Source organism: Corynebacterium mustelae, from assembly GCF_001020985.1.
Lineage (GTDB): Bacteria > Actinomycetota > Actinomycetes > Mycobacteriales > Mycobacteriaceae > Corynebacterium > Corynebacterium mustelae.
The window spans coordinates 910997-930565 of sequence record NZ_CP011542.1; the positions used below are offsets into that span (position 1 = coordinate 910997).

The 19569-nt window shown below is 55.5% G+C and carries 30 protein-coding genes; 29 read left to right on the top strand and 1 reads right to left on the bottom strand.

Features of this window, described 5'->3' with window-relative positions; all coding sequences use genetic code 11:
- Positions 1-22: 22 nt before the first annotated feature.
- The gene (locus CMUST_RS16515) at positions 23-256 is read left to right on the top strand and encodes a hypothetical protein (protein WP_144414122.1); all 234 of its coding nucleotides are present in this window, start codon (positions 23-25) and stop codon (positions 254-256) included.
- Here CMUST_RS16515 and CMUST_RS17180 read toward each other — a convergent pair.
- Positions 186-848: a DUF4145 domain-containing protein gene (locus tag CMUST_RS17180; protein WP_083987410.1), complete on the bottom strand. Its 663-nt coding sequence runs from the start codon at positions 846-848 to the stop codon at positions 186-188. The two genes, CMUST_RS16515 and CMUST_RS17180, sit on opposite strands and share 71 nt — an antisense overlap.
- 247 nt (positions 849-1095) lie before the next feature.
- Here CMUST_RS17180 and CMUST_RS04265 point away from each other — a divergent pair, with 247 nt between their 5' ends.
- The 28 genes from CMUST_RS04265 (at position 1096) to CMUST_RS04400 (ending at position 19561) form a co-directional block, all read left to right on the top strand.
- Positions 1096-1563 carry a hypothetical protein gene (locus CMUST_RS04265; protein ID WP_047261476.1) on the top strand — a complete coding sequence of 156 codons (468 nt, stop codon included), beginning with the start codon at positions 1096-1098 and terminating at the stop codon, positions 1561-1563.
- The gene (locus tag CMUST_RS04270; RefSeq protein ID WP_047261477.1) at positions 1526-1822 is read left to right on the top strand and encodes a hypothetical protein; all 297 of its coding nucleotides are present in this window, start codon (positions 1526-1528) and stop codon (positions 1820-1822) included. Before CMUST_RS04265 ends, CMUST_RS04270 begins: the two co-directional genes overlap by 38 nt.
- Entirely contained in the window at positions 1819-2007 is a 189-nt protein-coding gene (locus CMUST_RS04275) for a hypothetical protein (protein WP_047261478.1), read from the top strand. The genes CMUST_RS04270 and CMUST_RS04275 overlap by 4 nt, the downstream gene beginning before the upstream one ends.
- Before the next feature lie 12 nt (positions 2008-2019).
- Positions 2020-2262 (top strand): hypothetical protein, encoded by a 243-nt coding sequence (locus CMUST_RS04280; protein ID WP_047261479.1) that lies wholly within the window; start codon positions 2020-2022, stop codon positions 2260-2262.
- A gap of 99 nt (positions 2263-2361) precedes the next feature.
- Positions 2362-4794 carry a virulence-associated E family protein gene (locus CMUST_RS04285; protein ID WP_201779221.1) on the top strand — a complete coding sequence of 811 codons (2433 nt, stop codon included), beginning with the start codon at positions 2362-2364 and terminating at the stop codon, positions 4792-4794.
- 245 nt (positions 4795-5039) lie between these two features.
- Complete coding sequence (locus CMUST_RS16285; protein ID WP_047261480.1) at positions 5040-5351, top strand: VRR-NUC domain-containing protein; 312 nt, start codon at positions 5040-5042, stop codon at positions 5349-5351.
- Positions 5302-6657 (top strand): DEAD/DEAH box helicase, encoded by a 1356-nt coding sequence (locus CMUST_RS04295; RefSeq protein ID WP_047261481.1) that lies wholly within the window; start codon positions 5302-5304, stop codon positions 6655-6657. The genes CMUST_RS16285 and CMUST_RS04295 overlap by 50 nt, the downstream gene beginning before the upstream one ends.
- Complete coding sequence (locus CMUST_RS04300; RefSeq protein WP_047261482.1) at positions 6654-6929, top strand: thioredoxin domain-containing protein; 276 nt, start codon at positions 6654-6656, stop codon at positions 6927-6929. The genes CMUST_RS04295 and CMUST_RS04300 overlap by 4 nt, the downstream gene beginning before the upstream one ends.
- Positions 6926-7534, top strand: coding sequence for a hypothetical protein (locus tag CMUST_RS04305; protein ID WP_047261483.1), 609 nt, complete (start codon positions 6926-6928; stop codon positions 7532-7534). Before CMUST_RS04300 ends, CMUST_RS04305 begins: the two co-directional genes overlap by 4 nt.
- A gap of 109 nt (positions 7535-7643) precedes the next feature.
- Positions 7644-7931, top strand: coding sequence for an HNH endonuclease (locus tag CMUST_RS17185; RefSeq protein WP_047261484.1), 288 nt, complete (start codon positions 7644-7646; stop codon positions 7929-7931).
- Between the two features lie 317 nt (positions 7932-8248).
- On the top strand, positions 8249-8779 hold the full coding sequence (locus CMUST_RS17150; RefSeq protein WP_047261485.1) for a bifunctional DNA primase/polymerase: 531 nt from the start codon (positions 8249-8251) through the stop codon (positions 8777-8779).
- 15 nt (positions 8780-8794) lie between these two features.
- A complete protein-coding gene (locus CMUST_RS16520; protein ID WP_144414123.1) occupies positions 8795-9226 on the top strand; it encodes a phage terminase small subunit in 432 nt (143 codons plus the stop codon).
- Between the two features lie 4 nt (positions 9227-9230).
- A complete protein-coding gene (locus CMUST_RS04325; protein WP_236690218.1) occupies positions 9231-11024 on the top strand; it encodes a terminase in 1794 nt (597 codons plus the stop codon).
- Positions 11021-12490: a phage portal protein gene (locus CMUST_RS04330; RefSeq protein WP_047261487.1), complete on the top strand. Its 1470-nt coding sequence runs from the start codon at positions 11021-11023 to the stop codon at positions 12488-12490. The genes CMUST_RS04325 and CMUST_RS04330 overlap by 4 nt, the downstream gene beginning before the upstream one ends.
- A 24-nt stretch (positions 12491-12514) precedes the next feature.
- Positions 12515-13846 (top strand): VG15 protein, encoded by a 1332-nt coding sequence (locus CMUST_RS15810; RefSeq protein WP_052844522.1) that lies wholly within the window; start codon positions 12515-12517, stop codon positions 13844-13846.
- Complete coding sequence (locus tag CMUST_RS04340; RefSeq protein ID WP_144414124.1) at positions 13843-14199, top strand: hypothetical protein; 357 nt, start codon at positions 13843-13845, stop codon at positions 14197-14199. Before CMUST_RS15810 ends, CMUST_RS04340 begins: the two co-directional genes overlap by 4 nt.
- A gap of 135 nt (positions 14200-14334) precedes the next feature.
- A complete protein-coding gene (locus tag CMUST_RS15815) occupies positions 14335-14886 on the top strand; it encodes a hypothetical protein (protein WP_052844523.1) in 552 nt (183 codons plus the stop codon).
- 53 nt (positions 14887-14939) lie between these two features.
- A complete protein-coding gene (locus CMUST_RS04350) occupies positions 14940-15323 on the top strand; it encodes a hypothetical protein (protein WP_047261489.1) in 384 nt (127 codons plus the stop codon).
- On the top strand, positions 15323-16363 hold the full coding sequence (locus CMUST_RS04355; RefSeq protein ID WP_047261490.1) for a major capsid protein: 1041 nt from the start codon (positions 15323-15325) through the stop codon (positions 16361-16363). The genes CMUST_RS04350 and CMUST_RS04355 overlap by 1 nt, the downstream gene beginning before the upstream one ends.
- Positions 16364-16377: 14 nt before the next feature.
- Complete coding sequence (locus CMUST_RS04360; protein WP_047261491.1) at positions 16378-16665, top strand: hypothetical protein; 288 nt, start codon at positions 16378-16380, stop codon at positions 16663-16665.
- Positions 16649-17023, top strand: a complete 375-nt coding sequence (locus CMUST_RS04365) for a hypothetical protein (protein ID WP_047263768.1) — start codon at positions 16649-16651, stop codon at positions 17021-17023. The genes CMUST_RS04360 and CMUST_RS04365 overlap by 17 nt, the downstream gene beginning before the upstream one ends.
- A gap of 17 nt (positions 17024-17040) precedes the next feature.
- Positions 17041-17385, top strand: coding sequence for a hypothetical protein (locus tag CMUST_RS04370; protein ID WP_236690156.1), 345 nt, complete (start codon positions 17041-17043; stop codon positions 17383-17385).
- Positions 17382-17585 (top strand): hypothetical protein, encoded by a 204-nt coding sequence (locus CMUST_RS04375; RefSeq protein ID WP_047261492.1) that lies wholly within the window; start codon positions 17382-17384, stop codon positions 17583-17585. Before CMUST_RS04370 ends, CMUST_RS04375 begins: the two co-directional genes overlap by 4 nt.
- Entirely contained in the window at positions 17560-17793 is a 234-nt protein-coding gene (locus tag CMUST_RS04380) for a hypothetical protein (RefSeq protein WP_047261493.1), read from the top strand. Before CMUST_RS04375 ends, CMUST_RS04380 begins: the two co-directional genes overlap by 26 nt.
- Positions 17790-18137, top strand: coding sequence for a hypothetical protein (locus CMUST_RS04385; protein WP_047261494.1), 348 nt, complete (start codon positions 17790-17792; stop codon positions 18135-18137). Before CMUST_RS04380 ends, CMUST_RS04385 begins: the two co-directional genes overlap by 4 nt.
- Positions 18138-18166: 29 nt before the next feature.
- Positions 18167-18760 carry a hypothetical protein gene (locus CMUST_RS04390; RefSeq protein ID WP_047261495.1) on the top strand — a complete coding sequence of 198 codons (594 nt, stop codon included), beginning with the start codon at positions 18167-18169 and terminating at the stop codon, positions 18758-18760.
- An 85-nt stretch (positions 18761-18845) separates the two neighbouring features.
- Complete coding sequence (locus CMUST_RS04395) at positions 18846-19172, top strand: hypothetical protein (protein WP_047261496.1); 327 nt, start codon at positions 18846-18848, stop codon at positions 19170-19172.
- A 38-nt stretch (positions 19173-19210) separates the two neighbouring features.
- Positions 19211-19561 carry a hypothetical protein gene (locus tag CMUST_RS04400; protein WP_047261497.1) on the top strand — a complete coding sequence of 117 codons (351 nt, stop codon included), beginning with the start codon at positions 19211-19213 and terminating at the stop codon, positions 19559-19561.
- Positions 19562-19569 lie beyond the last annotated feature (8 nt).

The window sequence follows — 19569 nt, forward strand, 5'->3', positions numbered from 1 at the left end:
GGTCTAGAAAAGGTAGAAAACCATGAACGAAAACAAGCTGAAATCGTTAACCGAGGCACTCACTGAACTGGCCTCGGCCGAACGCTACGAAGCAGAACTTATCCTGAAAGCAGACCCAGACACGGTCATCGCCCAAACCGTCGCAGCAGTGCGCAGGAGCTTCGCACTAGACATAGAAAAGCTACTCACTGAGATGGGCTTTCTTGACCCGACGACGCCGGAAAAGTGTAGACAATCTGCAGAAGCTGGTACATAAAATCAATAGCTTTCTCGGCCGTATCCTTATCGATCGACGCGAGGTCATGCGTGGCCTTATTTCCCCATACCCTAATGGACTCTACCCACTGATTCCTTTGCCGTGCGGTAATAAACCCCTCATCAACGAGATACTGCAAACACTCATCGAAATTAGGTGAGAATCCGTTTTCCTTCTTTTCCGAAAGGCCCATTTCCACGGCCATGTGGAAAAGAAGTTTCCGGCACATCAACGTGCTACTGGTGTAGGCGGAAGCCGCGAAACAATCTAACGCCTCTTCCCAGGCCAATCTAACCTGCGAGCTTAGATGATCTGGAACGTCCTTAGGTCTTGCTTCTGGGACTTTTATCGACAGCGAGCCCCCGTAAATTATCCCCCATACTCCCTGGCCGCAAGACAAGCACAATAACCACACGGAACTGGAATAAATCTCGGGGTGACGCCAAGCCCCTGGCGGGTAGGTTTCTGCCAGCTTCAGCATCCTTTTGGTCCCACAACTGGGGCAATCAGTGCTGACATAACAGTCGCTGTCAGTCTCCGAAAAATCACCCGCACGGCCCCTGACAGACCACAAAGTATCTAGAAATCCCATGTATCAAATTGTGTCGCACTAGTGCGCACGAAACCAACAAACCACCCCCACACAGAAAGAAGACTCAATTGCGCATCATACGAAAAGCCAAAATTTACCAAGGGCGGAGCACTAGAAGCTGGGTAGTGCGGTTCCTCCAGCACTACCCAGAATTACAACAAACCGAAACGGTGGGGATGCTGCAAATGAAATCCCACTCCGAGGCTATACGCTTCGCACACACCTGGGTAAAAGGCGGTAAACAACCATGAGCAACTACACCCTCACAGACACCGAACTGCTCCGACGCCTCTACGAATACTCGCAAAAAGGGACAAGATACGACCCAGACAACGCTGCAAAAGGACACAGGGTTTACCCCGGGTCGGACGAGAGGGACACGTTCCTACAACTCCTCACCAGCCCCGACTACTTCGCTGAATACCTCCACGGCACACCCAATCGCATCGACTCTTATCTTCCCGAAGACCCGGCTCAGCCGAAGATCAACGCAGACGAGAAAATCGTCATCCTCGGAATCGACGACACCCACAGCGAAATATATAACTGCCAATGGGAAACCGACGAATACCCAGAGCCCATATTCGAAAACCTCACCCCGTCGCAGCTGCTGACAATCGGCATCGCCTGCATCAGCGGCGCGATCATCCAACAACACAACCAAGAAAGCCTCGATAATGCTCAACGCCGACATCATCAAGAAAAAGATAGCTGAGAAACAGCAAGAAATAGCCGACCTTAAAGAACAACTCCGAACCGCCGAAACCCCCGGCTTCCATCTAGGCGCAGGCTACAACGGCCTACAGCTACTCAAAGCCCCCGTAGGGACCATCGTACGCGACAGGCTTGGCACCGAATACATTTGCGCCGGACACCCAGTAGACACCAAGCAGACGTCGTGGGTGCGACTCGGGCGCCAACTATCACACGGCGCGACCTACACCATCATCTACCTACCCAAAGAAAAACCATGACCCACCGCGTCACCTTCAAATGGTGCCGAAACCACAAACTGTGGTGGCTCCAATGGGACGAAGGGGATCACACCCACCTGATAAGCATCGGACCAGACTACCCGATGATCTACGGAGACTACCTACGAGTACTAGAAAAAATACGCACCAATGCCACCGCGTTGTCCAAAAACACAAAACCATAAAGGATCCTAACCATGCCTGAAGCCGCCTTCACCTTCCTAGCCTTCTTCTTCAAACACGCACTAGACATGGGCGAGGACTTCAGCACCGAAGAAAACCGAAAACTCGTCAAAGACGTGACAGAAAACTGTAGCGACGAACTCCAAGCCCTCAGCCGCGCCATCAAACGACTACGAGACCGGGAAGGCATGCCCGAAATCAGCACCGTGCTGAAAGCTACCAACATATCCATGGCACTGCTACTACTCCGAGGATAACCAACAACCCCACCATTCGAAGCGCCCCTAGAGCCAGGTGGCTTGGGGCGCTTAACCATTAACCCCAGCAAAAACCAAGAGCAAAAGGAGAAAACCCCGATGACCACCCCGAGCCGAGAAATCAAACTAGCCACAGCCCCCACTCGGCTCGCACGCCGCTGGGAAAACACCCTCACAACCTGGCCACACCTCAAACAACGACTCCAAACCCCCAGCATCAGCCAAACAACCGTCGAAAAATACCACGCCCTCCCCAAAGCCCAACAAGCAGACCTCAAAGACCACGGAGGATTCGTCGGAGGCCACCTCCAACACGGACGCCGCAAAAAAGACGCAGTACTCTCCCGAAGCATCCTATGCCTCGACATCGACGACCCACCCCAAAACCTCCTCACCACACTACCCGACACCCTCACCTGCGAATGGGTAGCATACTCCACCCACTCCCACACACCCACCAACCCACGCCTACGACTCATCCTCCCACTCACCCGCGACGTCACCGCCGACGAATACGAAGCCATCGGACGCCGCATCGCCCAAGACATCGGAATCGATTTTTTCGACGACACCACCTACCAAGCCCACCGGCTCATGTACTGGCCCTCCAAATGCGTCGACGGCGAATACCTCTACCAAGAAAACCACGGCACCTGGCTAGACCCAGACAAAACCCTCAACCGGTTCGACGACTGGCGGGACGTCACCACCTGGCCCGTATCCAGCCGACAAGCAAACATCATCAAACACACCGCCGACCGGCAAGCCGACCCACTCGAAAAACCCGGCATCGTCGGCGCATTCTGCCGAGCCTTCACCATCCACGAAGCCATCACAGAATTCCTAGAAAACACATACGCCACATCCACCATCCCCGACCGATACACCTACACACCAGGCGAATCCGCCAACGGAGTCATCACCTACGACAACAAATTCGCCTACTCCCACCACGGCACCGACCCCGCAGGCGGCCAACTCTGCAACGCCTTCGACCTCGTCCGAATCCACCTATATGGCGGCGAAGACGACGACACCAACCCAAACACCCCACCAGCAGCCAAACCCTCCTACCAATCCATGGTACGGCTAGCCACAAACCACCCCGTAGTGAAACAAGCACTCGCCACCGAACGCATCCAACAAGCACAACAAGAGTTCGACGGCCTAGACGTAGACACACCCACCGAAGCAGGCGAATGGGAATCACTACTAGAACTCAACAAAAACGGAAAGGTCATCGATGTTTTATCCAACTACGTCACAATCCTCACCCACGAGAAAACCCTCCAAGGCATCGCCCTGAACGAACTCACCGGAGGGGTCGACATCCACCCAGGCAAACCAACCCCCTGGGCACAAACAAAACCAGGCTGGTCAGACACCGACAACGCCCACCTACGCGTACTACTACAAAAACGCTGGGGTTTATATCACGTCGGTAAAACCAAAGACGCCCTCGCGGCCGTATCAGCACAGCGCTCCTTCCACCCCGTCCGCGACTACCTCGACCAGCTACCCGCCTGGGACGGGGTTAAGCGTGTAGACCGCCTGTTCGTCGACTACCTCGGCGCAGACGACACCGAATACGTACGGGCCGTCACCAGAAAAACACTCGTCGCAGCAGTAGCTAGGGTACGCACACCCGGGGTGAAATTCGACCAAGTGCTTATCCTCAACGGCCCCCAAGGTGTGGGTAAGTCTACGATCTTCGCACGGCTAGCAGGACAGTGGTTCTCCGACGCCCTCACACTGCTCGACATGAAAGACAAAACCGGAGCCGAAAAACTCCAAGGCTACTGGATCCTCGAACTCGGCGAACTCGCCGGAATGCGAAAAATGGAAGTCGAAACCGTCAAAGGATTCCTCTCCCGCACCGACGACAAATACCGCGCCGCCTACGGCACCGTCGTAGAATCCCACCCCCGCCAATGCATCATCGTAGGCTCCACCAACGCCGAAAACGGATTCCTCCGCGACAACACCGGAAACCGCCGCTTCTGGCCCGTCACAGTCACAGACCACGCCACCAAAAAAGCATGGTCGATGACCGACGCCGAAGTAGACCAAATCTGGGCAGAAGCCCACCACTACTACCAGCAAGGAGAACCCCTCTACCTCACCGGAACACTCGCACACATAGCCACCCGTCAGCAGGAATCAGCCATCGAAACCGATGACCGCGCGGGACTAGTAGAAGCCTGGCTCGACATACCACTAGCCGACAACTGGGAAAACCTCACCCTGACCCAGCGCCGACAGTGGTTCCAAACTATGGACGACTTCGGACACGTCGACGACTACACCGGGGCACTCGTACGCCGCGAAACCGTCACGAACCCGGAGATATGGGCGGAATGCTGGGGCCAAGACCCATCCAGGCTACGACCAGCCGACTCCTACGCGATAGCGGCCATCATGCAAAAAATGCCCGGATGGGAAAAACAAGGAAGCAAGCGAAAAACCAAATTATACGGGCAGCAGCGAGCGTATAAGCGATGCGATGAACCCGAGGATCAACCACCATTCTGAAACGGGGGACAACCTCCGGGGGACAACCTCAAAAAGCTAAAAGTTGTCCCCCAAAACACAGGGGGACAAGAAAAAGTTGTCCCCCAGGTTGTCCCCCACAAAAACGCGAGGTAAAAACACGAAAAACGTGCGTAGGGGGACAAGTTGACAACTAATTCTAATGAGTAAACAAAAACCTGAACGTATCTGCGCGTATACGCAGAACTCCGCGCACGTATAGAAAAACGAAAGAAGTTGTCCCCCCCATGGACGAAAAACATGTAGAACAAGCACTCACGCGAGCCGTCAAAAACCTCGGCGGCCTATGCCTGAAATTCACAAGCCCCGGCCTCGCCGGAGTGCCAGACCGACTCATACTCCTCCCCGGAGGGTGCATCGCATTCGCCGAACTCAAAGCACCAGGCAAAAAACCCAGACCAATCCAACGGGTACGCAAAAATCAAATAGAAAACCTCGGAGTGCCCGTCCACATCATCGACCACCCCAACCACATCCACGAGGTGCTACATGAAATACAAACCACACAACTACCAACAAGAAGCAACAACCTTCATTGAACAAACCCCAGAAGCAGCAATCCTTTTAGGCATGGGATTAGGCAAAACCATCATCACCCTCACCGCCATCAACAACCTCATCTACGACCACTTCGACACACGAAAAGCCCTCATCATAGCCCCCTTGCGAGTAGCTAGAGACACCTGGCCTGCAGAACTCAAAAAATGGGACCACCTAGGGCACCTCCGCATGAGTAGCATCGTGGGAAGCCCCCAAAAACGACTCGAAGCACTCGCCACCGACGCCGACATCTACGTCATCAACCGAGAAAACATCCCATGGCTAGTAGACCACTACCAGCACGAGTGGCCATTCGACATGGTCATCATCGACGAACTCTCCAGCTTCAAAAACCACCAAGCCAGACGGTCCAAAGCACTCCAAAAAATGCGACCCCACATCAAACGCATCATCGGCCTAACCGGAACACCCAGCCCCAACGGACTCATGGACCTATGGGCCCAATTCCGACTACTCGACGGAGGCAAACGACTCGGCAGATACATCACCCACTACCGCAACCAATACTTCAACCCAGACAAACGCAACGGCATGCAAATCTTCTCCTACACACTAAAACCGGGGGCAGAACAACAAATCTACAACCAAATCGCCGACATCACCCTCAGCATGAAAACCACCGACTACCTCCAACTACCACAATGCACGCACACCAACCACGTAGTACACCTCACGCCAACACAAACCAAAACCTACAACAGGTTTAAACGCGACCTCGTCCTAGAACTAGGCGACGAGACCATCGACGCAGCCAACGCCGCAGCACTCTCCGGAAAACTCCAACAACTCGCATCAGGCGCCATCTACACCAAGGACGGCCACACCGAGATACACGACAAAAAACTCGACGCACTAGAAGACATCATCGAAGCCGCCAACGGCCAAACCGTCCTATGCTCCTACTGGTTCAAACACGAAGCAGAACGCATCCTGAAACGCTTCCCCCAAGCAACACACCTCGACACCGCCGAAGACTTCCACAAATGGAACCGCGGAGAAATACCCCTAGCACTCATACACCCAGCATCAGCAGGACACGGACTGAACCTCCAAACCGGCGGCCACATCATGGTCTGGTTCACAACACCCTGGAGCCTAGAGCTCTACGAACAAGCCAACGCCAGACTATTCCGGCAAGGACAAACCGAGCCCGTCAGCATCATCCACATCCAAGCGAAAGGCACAATCGACGAAGACGTACACAAAGCCCTAAGCCAAAAACACGCAACACAAGACGGACTCATCACCGCCGTCGCCGCGCAACTACGAAAGGAAAACCAATGAGCCCAACCAACCCACTCACCGCAACCATCTACAGCGCACCAGGATGCATGAAATGCCGCTACACCAAACGCGGACTAACCCGCCTCGGATTCACCATCATCGAGGAAAACATCCACGAACACCCCAACAAAATACAACTCATGGCTGACATCAAAGCCGCCGAACTCCCCCTCGTCGAGGCCACCATCCATGGCGAACCCCACACATGGACCGGATACAGCGACACACGCATGAGAAACCTAGCCGACACCATTCAGGAAGCCGACCAGTGAGCAACCTCAATAACAACCTCACAAACCTACTCTGGCTCGTCATCGAACTAGAACACATGCTAACCCTCCCACGGGTACCCGGAGGTGGGCGCAACCCAGGGCCCCCAGGGCCTACCGCACCAGTACCCGCCGCCGACATCGACCTCAGGCTAGAACTCGAAGACGAAATCCGAGACGTCGTCACCCAAATCCACAGCGCGAACGAACAAAGCTACGTCCACCTAGTGGGCAAACCCCTATCAGCCTGGGTCCGTTGGCTAGTCGAGCATCAGCACTGGCTATACGCACACCCTGAGCCGCAAGCAGTGGAGGACACCGTTGCGTACTGGACACATCGACTAGCAAACCGCATCGACCCCCGTGACGAACGCGAGCTAGCTAACCAGCCAGAGCCATGGCTCAACAGCCGAACGATACGCATAAAGCTAGAACGCAAAGGTCACCGCGTCAGCGCCGACCGGCTACGCCAATGGGCGCACAGAGGACACATAGCATCCAAGACAATGCAGATAGGCGGAAGCGAAGAAGTCCGCTACAGGCTAAGCGACGTACTGTCCTACCTGCTTAAACCCGACCGCAGCGCCCCCAAAAGTGCAAAAATTTGACAGCGCTGTCACGCCTGTTGATATAATCGACGCGACGACAACGTATATCTACATAACAAACCCCTAACAACCCTGTTAGGGGTTTTCGGCGTTTCAAGGGGGTCATCATATGTGGGACAGAAACAACCCGCGGTGCAGGACACCGGAATGGAAAGCCTTAAAGAGACAAGCCAAACGACAACTCCAAAATGAGTGCGCCGAATGCGGGCATCGCGAGGGGCTGGAGCTAGATCACATAACCCCGCATTTCGAAGGTGGGGCCGACAGCCTGGAAAACCTCCAATGGCTATGCGGACCGTGCCATAAGCGGAAGACCGACGAGGAGTCGATTCGGGCGAGGGCGAGGAAAGCGGCGACGCTTCGGCGGAGGCCTCGGCTGCCGTTCGGATTGGCCTAGAGGGCGGTATCGAAAATGAAGCCCAATATCGAATGTGAAGCACTTCACATCAGCTACCCCCACCTGGGGGAGTATCCCCCTCCCGAGCCACGGCGCCGCCGGAGGGCATAGGGCCTGACAGTCTGTACGGGTTTGGGCTTTCGATGTTGCGGGCACCCTGCGCGGGGCCCAGCGTCGCGCGAGTCGAACCCAACCGCAACCGGCGAGGTTTTTCGATTTCGGGGAAGCCAAACGCCCTCGCAGCGCCAAGTTGCGCCAAGAAAAATAAAAACCGCTGTTCATGGCTTTATTTCGTAACGTTTGGTAAAATTAAGGGCATGAAAAGGGCGTGTCAGCAGTGCAGGAATGAATTCGAAGCGGAAGGCTCACGGGGACGGACCCCGAAATTCTGCTCATCCGCCTGTAAGCAACGCGCCTACAGACACCGGAAAGCAGCAACTCGACGCTTGCCCGAACTTTTAACCCAGCGCGCATCGTGGGCAAGGGCCAAGGGGAAACGCCCCGTGCAGCCAAACGGTATGCCCGCGTCATCTACTGACGCCTCGACGTGGGCGAATTTTCAGGACGTTACCCGCGGTGAAGGCGATGGGTTCGGAGTAATGCTGGGTGGCGGGTTAGGCTGCCTGGACTTGGACAATTGTTTTCAAGGTTCACGGCTCACACGTTGGGCGCGCAAGGCGATAGAGAAGCTTCCTTTTGAAGTGGTGTTCGCCGAACGGTCCATGAGCGGCCGCGGCCTACATGTTTTTGTTAAAGCGCCGGAAATGCCCGGAAGGAAGCGCGGGGGCGTTGAGTTTTACAGTCGCGCACGGTTTATTCGGGTGACGGGCGACGCGTTTTCGATTTAGCTAGCTAGTGAGGGGGTGGTTTCTTTGCCGGGGCCGCCGCCGAAGAAAAACGCCCGCAGGCGTAACGCACGACCAGACTGGGTGACATTGCCTGCGGAAGGGCGCAAAGGCAAGGCGCCGAAGTGGCCCTTGAAGGGGCGCAGCCCAGCGGGGTGGACGGCGCTATGGAGAAAACCGCAAGCCGTAATGTGGGAGCGCAACGGTGACGATCTTCTAGTGGCTAGGTATTTGCAAATTTCTAACCTGGTGCAAGAAAACCTCAGCAGCGGGAAAGTACCTACCAATGCCTTGGCCGAACAGCGGCAGATTGAGGACCGACTCGGGTTGTCCCCAATGGCAATGAAGCGCTTGCAGTGGGAAATTTCGGAGGACGTTTCGGAGGTGAAAAAACCCTCGGACAGCGGTGTTGTGATTGAGGCGGGTGATCGATTTGCAAACCTCATCTGACTTGATGGTCCCGCGTTCGGAGCTGGAGTTACCTCCGGGGTATCGGAGGGGCTCGCTGGGTGAGTGGGTGACGCTTCCGTGGCCGTCGTCGCCGGAGAAGCGGAAGGCTCTTATGCGGAATTCCCTGGGCCCTGGGTTGATTGATTGGGCGGAGTGGCGCACCGACGAGCCGGGTCTTTTAAATGATGAGGGTCAGCCGTGGCGCTACACCGATGGTCAGGCTAAGTTTTTGATCCTTTGGTATGCGTTTAATCCGGAGACGGGTAGGTTTTTGTACCGCCGTGGGGTGCGCCGTGGGGCGAAGGGCACGGGTAAGGATCCTTTTGCCGCTGCGGTGATGAATAGTGAGTTTCTTGGGCCTTGTGAGTTGTATTTTGATGAGGAGTTGGGCCGTTGGGCGGGGCGGCAACGGTACATGCCGCTAGTTCAGGCGGCGTCGAACTCGGAGACACAGTCTAAAGACCTTTTGCGTGTGGCAAATTCTCAGCTCGGTGCGGAGGCGGTGGCGTATTACCGGCTTGATAAGGGCCAGACGGCGACGATGGTGAAGGATTCGCCCGCCCGTATGGAGGTTTTGACGGCTTCGGAGTCGTCGGCTGAGGGTGATCCAGCCACTTTTGCGGTTTTGAATGAAACTCACCATATGACTGATTCGTCAGGCGGAACTCGTGTGGCAGCTGTGGTTCGCCGGAATGTCGGTAAGTCTAAGCGGTCGGTGCAGGCTCGTGTTTTGGAGCTAACGAATGCGCATATGCAGGGATCGGATTCGGTGGGTGAGCGGACTTTTGAGGCGTGGCAGAAGCAAATGTCAGGCAGGTATAAGGGTCTTGCTCGGGATATTCTTTATGATTCGATTGAGGCCGACCCCCGGTTGGATTTTTATGATGCTCAGAATCGGGATTTGGCGCTTCGTCAGGCGTATTCGGATGCATGGTGGGCTGATATTGATCGCCTTAGTAGTGAAATCGTTGATCCGGAGCTGGCCGCAGCAGATGCGATCAGGTTTTATTTGAACGGTGTCGCGGAAGCTGAGGATGTGTATGTGTCGGCGCAGTCTTTTGCTGCGCTTGCGGATCCGAGCAGGACGCTTCAGCCCGGCGACGACATCGCCATGTTCTTGGATTGCTCAAAGTCGGAGGACGCCACAGGGTTTATGGCGTGTCGCATTCAGGATGGGTTTAACCAAGTCCTTGGTGTGTGGTCTCGGCCTCGTGGTGAGCGGGGTAAGGGTTTTTTGGTCGATCGGAATGCGGTCGATGCGGAGGTTCGTGAGGCGTTTTCGCAGTACCGGGTGTGGTGGTTTGGTGTGGATCCGTCACCGGCTAAGGATGATTCGACGGAGGCTGCGTATTGGGCGGACATGATCAGTACGTGGCATCGGGATTTTGGTCGTAGGCTATGGGTGCCTGCCACGCCTGGGCCGCGGGGTAACGCTGTGCTGTGGGATATGCGGTTGTCTGCCCCGGGTGGCGCGGACCGTAACCGGAGATTCAGTCAGGAGGTGGAGGTTATTCGTGCACTGATTGAGGATGAGGGTTTGAATGGGCCGTTTAGGCATGATGGTGACCCAGCTTTGGTGGCGCATGTGAATAATGCGAAGGCTCGGTGGAATAAGTTCGGGCCTACGGTCGGTAAGAAAACTCGTGATTCTTTACGTTCGGTGGACCTATGCGTGGCGATGATCGCAGCTAATGTTGGGCGCCGCATGGTGTTGGAGTCGGGTAAATACCGGAAAAATGGTAATGGTGGTGGGCGTCCGAGTAGGGCGCGGCGAACAGGGAGGGGGCTAGTGGTATGAGTCGGGTAGAAGACATTGAGAATGGACTTCTTGGCCAGTTGCGGTCGCAGCTGCAGCTGCATAGGCCGAAGAATCAGCGGCAGTGGCGGTTTTACGACGGCAAGGAGGCCGTTAAGAATCTTGGTATTGCTATCCCTCATTCGATGGTTGGTGTCGAGGCGGTTATGGGGTGGCCTGAGATCATCGTTGATGCGCTTTCGGAGCGTATTCAATGGGAGGGCTGGACTACCACTAGTGGGGAATCCGAATTTCTTCGGAGCCTGTGGCTGGGCTCGGATCTTGCTGACCAGTTCAACCGGGTGAAGCTGGACGCGCTTTGCACTGGCGTGGGTTTTATGGCGTTCACGAGTGCGGAGGATGCGGCTGAGGAGGCTGTTACGGGTCCAGTAATTGCTACGGCAGTGTCTTCGCAGGATGCCACGTTTATGTGGGATGGGCGCCGTAATCGGGTGCGGGCTGCGTATTCGGAGCAGACTCTGGAGTCCGGCGCGTTGCTTCGTCGGCTGTATTTGCCTTCGGGTACGTGGTTTGTGGAGGAGCTTAATGGTGCTGAGGAGCGCCGGTGGGTGCCACATGATCATGATCGGTGTAATCTCGTTGCTTTCCCTAACCAGCTTCGGGCTGGTGAGTACTTGGGTCGGTCGGAGATCACGTCTACAATTCGGTATTACACGCAGCATGGTATGCGCACCATTTTGGGTATGGAGTATAACCGGGAGATTTATACCACTCCGCAGAAGTACATGATTAATGTTCTTCTTGACCAGGTGGGCATTGACCCTGAGGCTCCTGCGGATGTGCAGCGCCAGCAGGGTATGCGGGCGGCGATGACGAAGGCGTTGGTTATCGAACCTGTGGATCCTGATGAGTGGGGTCCTGGGGGGCCGCCGAAGCCTGAGGTGGGTCAGTTTACGGCTGCGCCGCCTACGCCGTATATCGAGGAGTTACGTATGGTTGCGCAGCTGGTGTCGGCTCAGTCGGGGGTTCCTGCGACGTATTTGGGTTTCACGCATGATAATCCGCCGTCGGCTGATGCTATTCGGGCGTCTGAGGCGCGGTTGGTGAAGAGAGCTGAGGATAGGCAGAAGGCGTTTGGCCGTGTTTTGCAGCGCGATGTGGCGTATTTGTGCCATGCGATAGGTAAGCGGGCGGTTCCGGAGTCGTCGTTTGTTGCGTCGGTGGTTCCGCTGTGGCGTGATCCTTCTACTCCCACTTTGGCGTCCAGTGTGGATGCGGCTGTGAAGTTGGTTCAGGCGGGTATTGCGCCGCCGGGTTCTGAGGTTGTGTGGGACATGATAGGTCTGTCTACGCAGCAGCGGGAGACGCTGAAGCGTGAGTTTGCGGAGCTGCGGGCGGCGCAGCGGGCATCGTCGTTGTTGGAGGCGGTTCGCGCTACGCAGGTTTCGGAGGACGTGACTAGTCTGGCTCGGGCTAACCGTCCGGTGGGTGAGTCTGGTTTGGGCTGAGGCTAGCCCGGAAGGGGGTTAGTTTTGGCTAGGGATCTGGTTGCGGAGCGGGAGTATCAGCGGTCTTTGGATATGCTTCGGATTCTGGCGCAGCGTGACTTTGTTGCGTGGTGGGAGCAGGCGTATCGTTTGGGTGTTTTGGAGCGGCAGAAGCAGGCTGTGGAGCTGTTGCATGCGGTAGCGTCGCAGTATGGTGAGCAGGCGGCGTATGCTGCGGCGGATTATTTGTTTCGGTCGCGGCAGCTGGATGATGTGCTGGCACGTCTTGATTATCCTGAGGTGGCTGATCCAGCTGGTTTGGAGCAGGCGGAGGCGTCGTTTGGGTGGGCGTTGAACACGTCTCGTAAGGAGGGTGTTCTTGATGTGGAGTTGGCGAAGCGTAAGTTGGCTGGGGTTTTGAATCGTCTGGTTTTGCAGCCCGCTCGTGAGACTGTTGCGGAGGCAACAAGGGTGGCGGGCACCAGGTTTGCTAGGGTGCCTCAGCCTGGGGCGTGTAATTTTTGTTTGATGTTGGCATCTCGCGGTGATGTGTATTCGGAGAAGACTGTTTTGCAGCGGTCCCGTGGCGGGTCTTATCACGATAATTGTTCGTGTTTGGCGATCGAGGTGCAGACTCCGGCGGATTTACCGGTGATTAATCAGCAGTTGGAGGAGTTGTGGGCGGAGTCTACGGCGGGGGTTTCTGGGTCGCAGGCTCAGCGGGATGCTTTCGCGGCGGCGGTGCAGGAACGTCGGTCTAGAGTCGACGTTACACAGCAGCGCGCTAGTATAAATGTTCGGAACCAGGCGCGGTTGGCTAGGAAGGTTGAGAACGAGAGGGGTAATGAGGCTCCGGCCTGGGTACCGTCAGATGCTGTTCTGGTTGAGGCAAAGCCTAAATACGCGACTAGGGTTCCTAGTTCTAGGAAAACCGTGAGTGAGCTCTTGGATTTGGGGCTAGTTGACCACCCAAGTGTTCGGCGAAAGGGTGGGCTTTCTAAAAGTGAACGGGAGGCTGAAGAAAAGGAAGTTTCTGCGGTTAAGGTATTAGAAGGTGCTCTAGGCGGTTCGGATGGCGTTTATCGTGTGGCTCGGGCGCAGGAGATAGGTTTGGAGGGTGTGAAGACCCCGGACTTTGTGGTTTTGGGTGAATCAGTCGATATTAAGACGCTCGATTCTATCGGAGGTATTAAGAACCGGCTCCGTGGGGCGTCCCAGCAGGCTGAGTACGCGGTATTCGATGCGAGGGGTTTGGAAGTGACCGCTGAAAAGATAACGGAAAATTTGATAAAGGCTGTGGATAAGCAAGGCCACGTGGTACGTGGTATTTTAGTTATTAGCAACGTCGGTAACTTTTATTGGAAAGGAGAGAAATGATGTCTGTTGAACCAATCGTTATTGTTCATACTGAAGGCTCAGATTCCTTCTCCCGCCACGTTGTTAAGGAGATCGAGCAGAGAGTTCTTGGTGGTTTCCCAAGCGGCGAGAGGCCAATTCTGCGCTTTACTCCGACACAAGACGATTTTGAGGATTGGATTGGGTATTTCTGCACGCTTAAAGACATTTCACCTGCAAGTATCAAGGCTATTGATCGGGTGTACAGGGAGCTAGAAGCGAATACTGATTGGTCTATTGAGTTGGATTGGGCTGGTCTTGAGTATCCAGAGAATTTTGACGCGGTGGATGATTTTGGTAATCATGTGCGCAATCGGGAGAGATTGCGCACATAAGCGTTGATTTGGTGATTTCGCCGGGTTCGATTCCCGGCAACGCACGAGAACCCCACAACTTTTCGGTTGTGGGGTTTTGTTATGCGCCGAGCCGGAACGGCGGCGTTACCGAAAAGGAAAAATTAGGAGGAAAACATGAAGAAAAACGTCCCCTTTTGGGTTCGGAACATTGAGGGCGTAAACGACGGCTCGGGCTCAGCAACCTCAACCAATGACGAGGCTAAAGAGGGTGCTGGTGAAACATCGGAGTCTGGAAAAGGCTCGGGTGGGGCAACCGACGATGCTGATCACTGGAAGGCTCAGGCCCGTAAGTGGGAGAAGCGGGCTAAGGAGAACCAGTCTGCCGCTGAAAAGCTGAAAGAGCGTGAGGATGCGGAAAAATCCGAATTACAAAAGGCCGAAGAGCGACTAGCGGAAGCGGTAAAGGCCAGGACGGATGTGGAGTCGCGTCTTGCGCGATCCGAGATAGCTCTGGAATTCGGGCTGTCTAAGAGTGATGCTGACATGTTCTTGCATGGCTCTGAGGAGGATATGCGGCAGCAGGCTAAGAAGCTTGCGCAGCTAGGTAAATCCACGGGGTCTAAGGGTTCTGCGGCTTCTGATCCGTATCAGGGTCGGGAATCGGGTTCGTCCAGTAGGAAGGACGCGGAGTCGTGGGCGGAGCGTCTTTTAGGTAGCGCTCATTAGTTTTCCTTCTGTGAAAAGCATTTTTGTGATCATTTTTAAGGAGGTGGCTTACTATGCAGCTAGCTGTGAGTAAGCAGGATTTTGGCGGGGATAACCGGTCGTGGTTAGGTTCCGCGCATGGTGTAGAGGGTGCTCGCACCGTAACGCTCGACGGTACAAAGTTCGCGGCGTTTAAGAAAAACGGGACTATTCCCTCGGGTATTCCGTTGAAGGAGGCGGACGGGAAGTTCGAGCCTGTCACCGATAACGGTGACAAGTTGGCGGGCTTTTTGCTGACCGCCCAGGAGTTCAAGGAAAGCGCGGGTGATGTGGTTGCTCCGATGCTGGAGCGCGGTCGTGTTCGTGTAAGCCGGCTGCCGTCTGGCGCGCATGATGTTACTGCGCTGACGACCCCTAATCCGTTGTTTGTTCTTGTTAAGAAAGGAAGTGGTCGTTGATGCGGCTATGGACTGATCTGGTGTCCCCTTATGAGCTGACTATGGTGGCTCGTAAGACGGTGGAGCAGGATACTAAAAACGTTAAGTCGCTGGCGCGGTTTTTCCCAGCGGAGCTTCATGAGGGCATGAAGTACGATCTGAAAAAGTACCGTACGGGCTCCGGCGGCGCGGCGATGTTCCGTGCGTATGATGCGGAGACATCCATCGGCCGGTCGCAGGGTGGTACGCAGACCACCGTCAAGCTTCCGGCGTTGGGGCGTAAGACGCATGTGTCCGAGTATGACGAGCTGGTCGCTAATGCGTACGGTGGTGATAATTCCCGGTTGAAGGACATCATCGGGCGCGAGGCCATGGCTAATGCGCGAGCAGTTGCTGAGCGCATGGAGCTGGCTCGGGGTGAGCTTTTGGCTACCGGTAAGCTGACCATCGACGAGGATGGCTTTAAGGCCGTTGTTGATTTCGGTCGGGATAGCCGCCTGTCGGTGGAGGCCGGCACGAAGTGGGATTCCACCGACAGCGCTAAAGCGTTTACTGACTTGGAGGCGTTGCGTAACGCTTACGAGGATGTGAACGGTTTCCGATGCGGCACTATGTTGGTGTCCCGTAAGGTGATGGGCCTATTGCAGCGGTCGGATGAGATTCGGAGAATGTTCCCGAATACTCAGGGTTTGGTGAGTCGGGCGGATATTCAGGCGTTGTTTGATTCGCATGATTTGCCGCGTATTGAGGTTTTTGATTCTCGGATCGAGGACGAGAACGGCAACTTTGTTCGCGTTATTGACGAGAAGACGGTGGTTTTCTTGCCAGATGCGGATGAGGGTCGTTTGGGTACTCAGGTGGGTCGTACCGTGTGGGGTCGCACTTTGGAGGCGTCGGACACTCGGTATAAGGTTCTGGGTTCTGAGTTGGCTGCTCCGGGTGTGGTTGCTGGTGCGTATAAGAATGAGGATCCACAGTCTACGTGGGTTCGGTCGGCTGCGATTGGTATGCCGATGTTTGATGACGCGAACTGGGCGGCCACATTGAAGGTTTTGGCCTAGAAGGGGTGGTTGTTGTGGCGCGTATTCGTCATGATTTCGTTGGATCGGTTTTGGTTCACGCTTCTTCGGGTTCTTTGTTTTTGGTTGCTGGTGATGAGTTGCCGGACGGGGTGGCGTGTGATGCGTCGCTTTTGGAGGCGGACTCGGATACTAGTGATGAGGTGACTCCTGAGGCCGAGCCTGAGGCCGAACCTGCAGCGGTTGAGCCTGAAGCCGAGCCTGAGGCCGAAGCCGAAGCCGAAGCCGAAGCGGCTGCACCTAAGGTCACACCGAAACGGACTCGCCGTGCTAGCAAGACTTGATGACGTAAAGGACCGGCTTCCCGAGGACACCGTCATCGACGAGAGGGAAGTCCAAGGGCTGCTCCACGAAGCTACCATCCTCGTAGAGGGGCACCTCGGTAAAACCTTCCGCGAGCCCGAAATACCCGAGGCCGTCCGGGTGGTCGTGTCTCGTATGGTGGCCCGAGTCCTGCAGGCACCGAAACAGTCGCAGTTTCAAGAATCTGTACAAGTGGCTGCGGGGCCTTTTTCTCACTCCGGTAAATTCGCTGGTGGCGGATCCGGCGGCGCGCCCTGGCTGTCCGCGTCGGATAAGCAAGCCCTGGCGGCGTTTCGGAAGCGCCGCAGGGGCGGGGTGTACTCCGTAGACCTGGTGTAGAAAGGGGGTGAGTATCGGTGTCTCTATCCCCATTTGTGCAATACCCAGTACAGCGCATTCGGCGGTTCAAGGACGGCACGGATAGTCTCGGCAACGATAGGTTCACGGAAACCACGGAGACGGTGTATGTCGCCGGCTGGGGTGCTCCGCCGGGTGATGAGCCCAAACTGGCGGGGCATGACCGTCGCACGGTCCGCGTTGAAATGTATGCCCCCGTGGGCTCGTTCCAGCACAAGGACGCGGTGGTGCTGCCTGGCTCGGCTGAACGTTTGGAAGTTTTGGGCGAGCCGGGAAACTACGAGCATAACCCGTTCGGGTGGTCCCCTGGTTTGGCAGTCGTGAATCTAGGAGGTATCGAATGACGGATACGGTGACGCGGCTACTGCGGGTTGAGACCCCAGTCGGGGTGGACACGGTGCCATGCGGCGCGACCGCTTTTGACGGCGGCTCGTTGATTCTCTTTCGGGATGCGGCGCAAACCGATGTTGTGGCCGCGTATTCTCCGATTGGCTGGTGTCACGTGAGGTGGGATGATAATGAAAGCTCGGTACGTACCGAATAGCGAGGGCTTGGAGGAGCTCCTGCGCGGTAGGGTCGCACAGGATTTGGTGAAGCGTCATGCTGACCGGATAGCCTCCGAATGCGGGGACGGTTATGAGGCCTCGTATCAGCAGGGTGCGTCCAGGTATCGCGGCATTGTTTTTCCAGACACGTGGTCCGCGAAGGCTAGGGAGCGTCGAGATAACCGTATGGTGAGGGCTCTCGGGTGAAAGCTAGCCAGGTTGTTGCGGTTGAGGTTTTGTCACGGGGGTTAGGTGGTGTGCGGGTTTCGACTCGTAAGCCTGATCCTGCGCCGAATATGTTTGTGGTGGTGTCCCGTATCGGCGGCGGGGAGGCCACTATAGCCACGAGAGACCCGAGGTTTCTGGTGGAGTGCTTCGCGAGATCTGAGGATGATGCTGAGGATTTGGCGGAGCAGGCACGTGCTGTATGGCGATCGTGCCGGAGTCGGGAAATCCATTGGGCGTATGTGGATAATAACCTCACACGGTTTGATGATCCCGACCCTAAGCTATTCAGATTTCAGTTCACCGCTGGCTTGTCACTGATGTAGCCAGCGGTTTTTGTTTTGGAGGGAAGATAATGGCGGTTAATGTCGCTAACGCCTTTGTTGGCGCGCCACCTATTGATGGTGGCGTGTTTTATTCCGCGCCTTTGGGTACCAAGTTGCCTACCACGGCGCTGGAGAAATTGAATACGGCTTTCGTTGATCACGGTGCGGTGAGTGAGAATGGTTTCTCAGTCAAGCCCACTCGTAACAGCACTACGGAAAAAATGTTCGGTGGCGGTGATTTCATTGCACTCCAAACCGACTACGGTGTAGACATAGAGATCACGTTCATGGAAGACGACAACGATGCGGTCATTAAGACCGCGTTCGGCGATGCGAGCGTCGTCGAGAAGGCCGCAACATCTAACACGGGTAAGCAGCGCACGATTTACTACACCGATGAGCCTCTACCGGTGAAATCGTATGTGTTGAAAGCTATTTCGGGTGCGAAGTCCAAGACCTATGTTGCGGAACGCGCACAGGTTATCTCGGTGGAGAAGACTCCGGATGTGCATAACGCGACCACTAAGACCACGGTGAAGCTGAAGGCGTATAAGTCTACGGCGGCGGAGCTTCGCGGCGCGTATGTGGTTGAGCTTCGCGATGATGGCGTTCACTCCGGCTAGTAGGTAGATTGTTGTCGTCAATGTCCTCGGCAGGGTTTCCTTGCCGGGGTTTATCTATAAAAAGTGTATTTTTAAGGGGTTTATTGTGGCTTTTGTTATTGATACTTTTGATCTTTTGGAATTCGATATTCCCGCGGCGGAGGGTACGGGCAGGGTTCGTATCAAGATCCCACCGGTGGACTGTGTCAGCAAAACTGATCTGGACGCTATCCACTCCGGTATGAGTGACGAAGTGAAATCAGAATTGGGTGTCGAGTACATTCGTGGTTTCTTGCTGCATTTCAATACGGGCGAGGAAGAAACTGCGGCTATCAAGGCGTTGGTTCCCCGCCAGGTACTGCAGATTAATACGATTGTGTCGGAACAGTCTGAGGCTAACCTGGGGGAATCCGAGCCCTCTGCCGATTCATAGAATCAAATCGGATAGAGGATGCGCTGCGTGCGGATCTGATGGAGCGAGGCCTGTCGTTGCGGAATCTCGGCAGGTCTTTCACGTGGGCTGATCTGCGCGCTTTTATCACCCATTTGCCTGAAACTTCACATGTTCGTAGGGCGCTAGATCCGGCTGCCGCTCGGCGGGCGGAGTGGTTACGGCCAGAAGTTCAGATGCTGGGTGTCATCGCGGATTCGTATGAGACATGGCAGCTGTTGCGGCAGGGGGCTCCTGCGGAGTCATTGCCGCAGGTGGGTGTTATTCGGCGGATTTTAGACGCTGACAAGGCCTCGGAAGATGTTCCGCCGGTGTCTCGTCAATTGTCCGCGGCGGAGATCCGTGCGGCGATTTCCGCACGGGATACATAATTTTTAGA